General features: G+C 72.3%; 9 protein-coding genes. All 9 read right to left on the reverse strand.

The window, feature by feature from the left end:
• Positions 1-24 precede the first annotated feature (24 nt).
• The gene (scpB, locus tag JWP64_RS17365) at positions 25-594 is read right to left on the reverse strand and encodes an SMC-Scp complex subunit ScpB (protein WP_297498158.1); all 570 of its coding nucleotides are present in this window, start codon (positions 592-594) and stop codon (positions 25-27) included.
• 43 nt (positions 595-637) lie between these two features.
• A complete protein-coding gene (locus tag JWP64_RS17370) occupies positions 638-1,456 on the reverse strand; it encodes a segregation/condensation protein A (RefSeq protein ID WP_297498125.1) in 819 nt (272 codons plus the stop codon).
• On the reverse strand, positions 1,453-2,412 hold the full coding sequence (locus JWP64_RS17375; RefSeq protein WP_297498128.1) for a ParA family protein: 960 nt from the start codon (positions 2,410-2,412) through the stop codon (positions 1,453-1,455). The genes JWP64_RS17370 and JWP64_RS17375 overlap by 4 nt, the downstream gene beginning before the upstream one ends.
• 184 nt (positions 2,413-2,596) lie before the next feature.
• On the reverse strand, positions 2,597-3,316 hold the full coding sequence (locus tag JWP64_RS17380; protein WP_297498131.1) for a DUF4097 family beta strand repeat-containing protein: 720 nt from the start codon (positions 3,314-3,316) through the stop codon (positions 2,597-2,599).
• A gap of 36 nt (positions 3,317-3,352) precedes the next feature.
• Positions 3,353-4,273: a site-specific tyrosine recombinase XerD gene (locus JWP64_RS17385; RefSeq protein ID WP_297498134.1), complete on the reverse strand. Its 921-nt coding sequence runs from the start codon at positions 4,271-4,273 to the stop codon at positions 3,353-3,355.
• Between the two features lie 178 nt (positions 4,274-4,451).
• Complete coding sequence (locus tag JWP64_RS17390; RefSeq protein WP_297498137.1) at positions 4,452-5,438, reverse strand: LLM class F420-dependent oxidoreductase; 987 nt, start codon at positions 5,436-5,438, stop codon at positions 4,452-4,454.
• A gap of 70 nt (positions 5,439-5,508) precedes the next feature.
• Positions 5,509-5,718, reverse strand: coding sequence for a hypothetical protein (locus JWP64_RS17395; RefSeq protein ID WP_297498140.1), 210 nt, complete (start codon positions 5,716-5,718; stop codon positions 5,509-5,511).
• A gap of 304 nt (positions 5,719-6,022) precedes the next feature.
• Complete coding sequence (locus JWP64_RS17400; protein ID WP_297498161.1) at positions 6,023-6,586, reverse strand: NUDIX hydrolase; 564 nt, start codon at positions 6,584-6,586, stop codon at positions 6,023-6,025.
• An 83-nt stretch (positions 6,587-6,669) separates the two neighbouring features.
• Positions 6,670-7,312, reverse strand: a 643-nt coding sequence (locus JWP64_RS17405) for a gamma-glutamyl-gamma-aminobutyrate hydrolase family protein (protein ID WP_297498143.1), incomplete at its 5' end; no start/stop codon positions are given.

Below are 7,312 nucleotides of genomic sequence, written 5' to 3' on the forward strand. Positions count from 1 at the left end.
TGCTTCTCGTGGTTCGGTTAGGGTCTAGATCTCGTCGATCGCGTCGACGTCGGGCAGCAGCGGGGCCAACGACGGCAGGTCCTCCAGCGAGGACAGCCCGAGCCGTTCGAGGAACAGCTCCGTGGTGCGGAACAAGGTGCCCTGGGTGGGGCCGTCGATCCCGGCCTCCTCCACGAGCCCGCGGGTCAGCAGGGTGCGCAGCACCCCGTCGCAGTTGACCCCGCGCACGGCCGCCACCCGCGCGCGCGTGACCGGTTGACGGTAGGCCACGACGGCGAGCGTCTCGAGAGCGGCCCTGGTCAGGCGGGCGCGCTGGCCGTCGAGAAGGAGCTTCTCGACGTACGGCGCGTACAGGTCGCGGGTGTAGAACCGCCAGCCGTCCCCCACCCGGCGGAGATCGATCCCGCGGCCGGCGACGCGATAGCTCTCGGCGAGGCGCAGCAGCCCCTCCCGGACCCGGGCGACGGGCTGATCCAGCGCGGTGGCGAGGGCCTGGTCCTCCGTCGGCGCGTCCACGACCAGCAGCAACGCCTCGAGCGCGCCGTCGAACTCGTCGTCCCGGGCGAGGGCGGGCAGCTCGTCGAGGACGTCGATCCCGTCCGGATCGGTGGTCGGGTCGGTGCTGGTCACGCGTGTCTCACTCGCTGTCGGGGTCCGGCACGTTCTCCTCCGGGAACGATGCCGTCCACCGTACCGTCAGCTCGCCGAACGGCTCCGGCTGCTCGACGTGGATGCACTTCTCCCGGAACAGCTCCAGCACCGCCATGAACCGGGCGACGATCTCGATCGTCTCGCGACAGTCCTCGGTCAGCGTCGCGAACGTGGCCTCCCCCAGCTCGGCGAGGCGCTCGCGCAGGATCTGGGCGTGGTCGGCCACCGAGACCTGGTGGGAGTGCAGGTGGTCGACGCCGACGGTCGGCGGCGGCTTGGGCCGGAACACCGACGCCGCCATCTCGGCGAAGGTCGCGGCGTCGATCCCCAGCAGCACCTCGGGCAGGAGCTTCGCGAACCGGTCCTCCAGCGCGACCGAACGCGGGAAGCGGCGCAGCGCGGTCTTCTCCAGCTCGCCGAACATGACCGCGACCTGCTTGTACGCGCGGTACTGCAGCAATCGGGCGAACAGCAGGTCCCGCGCCTCGAGGAGCGCGAGGTCGTCCTCGTTCTCGACCTCCGCGGACGGCAGCAGGCGGGCCGCCTTGAGGTCCAGCAAGGTAGCCGCGATGACGAGGAACTCGGTGGTCTCGTCGAGGTCGGCGTCGTCACCGAGCAACCGCAGGTGCGCGATGAAGTCGTCGGTGACCTTGTGCAACGCCATCTCGGTGATGTCCAGCTCGTGCTTGCCGATGAGCTGGAGCAGCAGGTCGAACGGGCCCTCGAAGTTGTGCAGCCGGACCGTGAACCGCGGAGCGGGCGCGGTCCCCTCCGGGAGACCCGGCGCGTTCTCGAGGATGGTCACCGAGCGATGACCTCGCGAGCCAGCATCCGGTAGGCCAGCGCCCCGCTGGACGTGGGCGCCCACGTGGTGATCGGCTCGCCGGCGACCGTGGTCTCCGGGAACCGGATCGTGCGGTTGATGACGGCATCGAACACCTTGTCCCCGAACGCCTCGAGCACGCGCTGGTGCACCTCGCGGGTGTGCAGCGTGCGGGCGTCGAACATCGTGGCGAGGATGCCGATCAGCTCCAGGTCCGGGTTGAGCCGGTCCTTCACCTTGTCGATCGTGTCCATCAGCAGCGCGACGCCGCGGAGGCTGAAGAACTCGCACGCCAGCGGGATGAGCACCTTGTTCGCACAGGCCAGCGCGTTGATCGTGAGCAGGCCCAGCGAGGGCTGGCAGTCGATCAGGATGACGTCGTAGTCGTCGAGGACGCTCTTGAGCGCCCGGCCCAGCGCCTGCTCCCGGCCCACCTCGGTGACGAGCTGGACCTCCGCCGCGGACAGGTCGATGTTGCTGGGCAGCAGGTACATGCCGTCGACCTTGGTGGACTGGATGACGTCCTCGGCCTCGACGCCACGCTCCATCAGCAGGTTGTAGATCGTCGTCTCGAGCTGGTGGGGCTGCACGCCCAGGCCCACGGAGAGCGCTCCCTGGGGGTCGAAGTCCACGAGCAGCACCTTGCGGCCGTACTCGGCCAGCGCGGCGCCCAGGTTGATGGTCGACGTGGTCTTGCCGACGCCGCCCTTCTGGTTCGCGACGGCGATGATCCGGGCGGGACCGTGCTGGGTCAGCGGCGCGGGCTCGGGCGCGCCGATGTGGTGCCTCCCGATCGCCGGTGCGACGACGTCGTCGTCGCTGCCGGTGTCGTCGGCGTACCCCTCGACCTCGGGCTCCGGTGCCGCCGCCGTCATGGCCGTGACCAGGCCCGTTCCGCCGACCGCGACAGGGGGCTCGACGGTCCGCGGCATGTCCATGCGGGCTCCCGTCTCCTCGTGGGCGTCCCGGCCGGATCGTCGCCGGCGGTGCCTGCTCGTATTGGCCCGCAGCGTAGGAAAGCCTCCGACGTGCGGCAACGCGCCTCGCCGTAGTGGGGCCAAGCGGTTTCGGCAACGCTACGCGGCGCGCACGTACTAGTGATCGCCGGACCCAGGCCGCCGCTCAGGCGTGGGCGACGGTGACGTCGCCGGTCGTGGAGCGGGCGGTGATGACCGCGTCGGCCCCCGGATCGTCCGCGACCCGGACGTCGACGCGTCCGACGGTCGTCCGCGCGTCGACCCGGTAGACGGGCCCGACCGGCACGAGGACCGTCACGTTCCCGGCCGTCGACTCGGCTTCCACCTGGGCCGGAGCACCGGAGAAGGTCAGGTCGACGTCGCCGGCGGCGGCACGCGCGGACGTCTTCTCCGCCCCGAGCCCGGTGCCCGCGACCGAGCCGGCCGCGGTCGAGAGCGAGTGGGCGCCGGTCAGCCCGGTCACGGCGATGCTCCCCGCCCCGAGCTGCACGCGGGTGGCGGTGGCGGCCGGCACCTCGACGGCCAGGCCCACCGAGCAGGTCTCCGCCGGGCTCGGGCAGTGCACTGTGATCCGCAACACGTCGCCGTCGAGGGCCTCGGTGACCTCCGGCTCGGGGCCGGTCCAGCGGGCGGTGCGGCCGACCCTCGCGCCGGCGGCGGCCCCGGCGTGCAGGTCGACGTCGCCGGCGTCGGACACGATCTCGACGCGGGAGACCGGGCCGTCGTGGGAGTTCGTGGTCGTCGCCGTGCGCACGTCGCCGCCGGTCTGCTCGACGGCGGCCGGGCCGATCGAGACGCCCTGGACGGAGCAGCCACCCGCCAGCAGCCCGGCGGCGAGGATCAGGAGGAGGCGACGGACGCGCATGGTGACGGAATGTATCGGAGCCGTCACCGTGGGAGATCAGCGGGCGCGGGCCCGGGGATGTGCCGTCGCGTAGACCTCGCGCAGCGCGTCGACGGTGACGTGCGTGTACACCTGCGTCGTCGTGACGGAGGCGTGCCCGAGCAGCTCCTGCACCACCCGGACGTCGGCACCGCCGGCCAGCAGGTGCGTCGCGAAGCAGTGCCGCAGCGTGTGCGGGGAGACGTCCGTGCCCAGCCCGGAGACCTCGGCCGCGGAGCGCAACGTGTGCCAGGCGCTCTGCCGGGACAGCCGGGCGCCGCGGGCGTTCAGCAGCAGGGCCGGGGTGCCCCGGCCCCGCGCGGCGAGGTCCGGCCGGGACCGGACCCGGTAGGCGTCGACGGCCTCCAGCGCGGGCCGCCCGACCGGCACGATCCGCTGCTTGCCGCCCTTGCCGCACAGCAGCACGGTCCGGCTGGTGACGTCCAGGTCGTCGAGATCGATGCCGACGGCCTCGGAGATCCGCGCCCCGGTGGAGTAGAGCAGCTCGAGCAGGGCCCGGTCCCGCAACGGGACCGGTCCCTCACCCGGGCAGCCGGCGAGGAGCTGGTCGACCTGGTCGATCGTCAGCGCCTTCGGCAGCCGCTTGGGCAGCGCCGGCGGCGAGACGGCGTGCGCCACGTCGACGGGCACCAGTCCGTCCCGGGCGGCGAACCGGTGCAGGCCGCGGACCGCGGCGAGCGCCCGGGCCGCGGAGGACGCCGCGAGCGGCGTCTCCCCGCTGCGCAGCGCCACGACGAAGTCGCTGACGTCCCGCTCGCGGACCACCGCCAGCTCGGCGATCCCCCGCGCGCGCAGGTGGTCGCGGTAGCGCTGCAGGTCCGTGGTGTAAGAGCGCAGCGTGTTCACCGAGCTCCCCCGCTCGACGGCCAGATGCGCCAGGAACGCGTCCACGCATCCGTCCACCCCGCCGGCACCCATGCAGGCCATCCTGCCCCGACCGCACCGTGGATCCCCGCAACCACACGCCCTGTGCGCGTGAAACCTCGTTAGAGCGAGGTTTCACGCACACAACCCCGTCCGAGCTGCGAAGACGGGGCGTCCGCACACGTCGGCGGGGGTCGTGAGTGCGCAGCCTCGTTCTAGCGAGGCTGCGCACTCACCGGAAGGCCGGGATGACCTCGCGCTCGAAGAGCTCGATCCCCGAGCGGTCGTAGGCGGCCTCCGGGAAGTAGAAGATGCCGTAGGTCATCCCCCGGGCCTTGAGGTCCGACAGCTTCTCGACGATCTGCTCCGGCGTCCCGTGGGCCGGCAGCCCGCGGATGGACGCGAGCTGGGTCTCGGCCTTCTCCTCGCCGACGTACGGCACGAGGCGGGCCTTGAGCTGCTCGAGCCGCTCGTCGGCCTCGGCCTGGGTGCGGCCGATCGCGACGTTGTAGTTGGCCGAGCGGACGATGGCGTCGAAGTCCGTCCCGACCTCGCGGCAGTGCTCGGCGAGGATCTCGGACTTGGCCGTGAACGTGCCGGGCGTCCCGGCGAAGTTCGTGTACCGCGCGTACTTGGCCGCGATCTTCAGCGTGACCTTCTCGCCGCCGCCCGCGATCCACAGCGGGATGCCGCCCTCCTGCAGCGGCTGCGGCTGCACGATCGCGCCGTCGACCTGGTAGTGCTTGCCGTGCAGGGTGGCGGTGCCCTTCTCCCACGCCTGCTTGAAGATCTGCACGCCCTCGTCGAGCATGCCGAGGCGGGTGCCGGCCGGCGGGAAACCGTAGCCGTAGGCCCGCCACTCGTGCTCGTACCACCCCGCCCCTATGCCCATCTCGATGCGGCCGCCGGAGATGACGTCCGCGGTGGCGGCGACCTTCGCCAGGTACGCCGGGTTCCGGTAGGCCATGCAGGTGCACATCTGGCCGAGCCGGACCCGCTCGGTGACGGCCCCGAACGCGGACATCAGGGACCACGCCTCGTGTGTCGCCTGGTCCGTGGGGACGGGCACCGTGTGGAAGTGGTCGTAGACCCAGATCGACTCCCACGGACCGGCGTCCGCGCGCTGCGCCAGCCCCTTCATCACGCCCCACTGCTCCGCGGGGTCGATGCCGACGAGGTCGTGCCGCCAGCCTTGGGGCACGAAGAGTCCGAATCGCATTCCAGCCATGGTGGTGAGACTACGACGGCCCGGGTCCTGGGACCCGGGCCGTCGTGAGCATTGCGAAAGATCAGGCGGGGCGACCTGCCCGCGCGTCGAGGCCGAGCATCGCCAGCAGCTCGGTGCAGTCCTCGAGATCGGTGGCCTGCCCCGCGACGACGCGCGCCGCCAGGCCGTTCTGGGTGTCGCAGCTCTCCTGGTACGCCGCCTGCGCCTCTGACCAGGTGTTACCCATGGTCCCGTCCTCATTGGTGGCGCGTCCGTGTCGGGCCCAGCTCATGTGCGGTTCTCCTCCGGCCGGCCGCATCAGCCCGGCCGACCTGGAGCACTCGTCAGCACGTGACCCTGCGGCGCGAACGCCGGGTGGCACCCTGCGCGGCGTGACGCCCGCGCACCGGGTTCTCGATGCCCACCCAACCTGACCTGCCCATACTACCCCGGATCGGTCCTGGGCAGGGCGTCGGGCACCGAGTGCAACGTCCCCGTGACCGAGACGAGTGATCGGGCTCACCTCCGTGAGCGCGCCGTCGGCCGCGAGCGTCGCGGGGCCACACCGCGACTTCCGGGCCCGGGGCCCGGGCTCGCTACTCCTTGCGGGCCGCGAAGCGGGTGGGCCGGTCCGGCCACTCCGCGTCCGGTTTCCGGGTCGTCCCGTGGCCGTCCTTGATCACCCGGATCGCCAGGATCGACGCCACCGTCACCGCGTTGACGATCTCCCCGGACAGCACCATCGCCACGGCGTCGTCGAGCGGGATCCAGCGCAGCTCGAGGTCCGCCTCCTCGTCGTCGCCCAGGTCCGGCCGCTGCACCTCGGTGAGCCCGCGGGCCAGGAACGCCCGCACGGCCTCGTCGGAGAACCCGGGCGACGGCACGACGTCGACCAGCACGGACCAGTCCGTCGCCTCGAGGCCCGCCTCCTCCATGAGCTCGCGCGCGGCGGCCTCGGCGGGGTCCTCCCCCGCGTGGTCCAGCAGGCCGGCCGGGAGCTCCCAGAGCCGGCGGCGCACCGCGTGCCGGTATTGGAAGATCATCATCAGCCGGTCGTCCTCGTCGAGCGCGGCGATCGCGACGGCACCGGCGTGCTCCACGATCTCCCGCGTCGCGACCCGGCCCCCGGGCATGACGACGTGGTCCACCCGCAGCGCCATCACGCGTCCGACGTGCACGTCCTCCGACGACTCGACCGGGAACGCGTGCTCCCCCGGCGTGATGCCGTGCCCGGACGCCGAGCTCACGAGCGCCCCACGTCCGCGGTCTCGGCGGCCTTCTCGACCCGCGTCCCGTTCGGCCGCGGCGGGGTCTCGGCCGCCTTCTTCGACCTCGCCGGCAGCTCCACCGGCAGCCGCTCCGCGGCCCGGTACCGCAGCGCCGCCTTGACGAACGCCGAGAACAGCGGGTGCGGCCGCGTCGGACGGCTCTTGAGCTCCGGGTGCGCCTGCGTGCCCACGTAGAACGGGTGCACGTCGGCGGGCAGCTCGACGAACTCGACGAGCTTCCCGTCCGGCGACGTCCCGCCGAACACGAGCCCGGCCTCGCTGAGCCGCTCCCGGTAGGTGTTGTTGACCTCGTAGCGGTGCCGGTGCCGCTCGGTCACCTCGGTGCTGCCGTAGGCCTCCGCGACCACGGAGCCCTTCTGCAGGACGGCCGGGTAGCTGCCCAGCCGCATCGTGCCGCCCATCCCTCGCTCACCGGAGATGACGTCGACCTGGCTGGCCATCGTCGCGATGACGGGATCCGGGGTGTCGGGATCGAACTCGGCCGAGTTGGCCTTCTCCAGCCCGGCGAGGTCGCGGGCGACCTCGATGACCATGCACTGCATGCCGAGGCACAGGCCCAGGGTCGGGATGCCGTTGACGCGCGTGTAGCGGAGCGCA

The sequence above is a fragment of the Pseudonocardia sp. genome (assembly GCF_025465255.1).
Classification (GTDB): domain Bacteria; phylum Actinomycetota; class Actinomycetes; order Mycobacteriales; family Pseudonocardiaceae; genus Pseudonocardia.

Excerpts from the sequence above, each read along its gene's own strand:
- JWP64_RS17400 (WP_297498161.1), bottom strand. The coding sequence starts at position 6,586 with ATGGCGCTGCGGGTGGACCACGTCGTCATGCCCGGGGGCCGGGTCGCG.
- JWP64_RS17395 (WP_297498140.1), bottom strand. The coding sequence starts at position 5,718 with ATGAGCTGGGCCCGACACGGACGCGCCACCAATGAGGACGGGACCATG.
- JWP64_RS17380 (WP_297498131.1), bottom strand. The coding sequence starts at position 3,316 with ATGCGCGTCCGTCGCCTCCTCCTGATCCTCGCCGCCGGGCTGCTGGCG.
- JWP64_RS17375 (WP_297498128.1), bottom strand. The coding sequence starts at position 2,412 with ATGGACATGCCGCGGACCGTCGAGCCCCCTGTCGCGGTCGGCGGAACG.
- JWP64_RS17390 (WP_297498137.1), bottom strand. The coding sequence starts at position 5,438 with ATGCGATTCGGACTCTTCGTGCCCCAAGGCTGGCGGCACGACCTCGTC.
- JWP64_RS17385 (WP_297498134.1), bottom strand. The coding sequence starts at position 4,273 with ATGGGTGCCGGCGGGGTGGACGGATGCGTGGACGCGTTCCTGGCGCAT.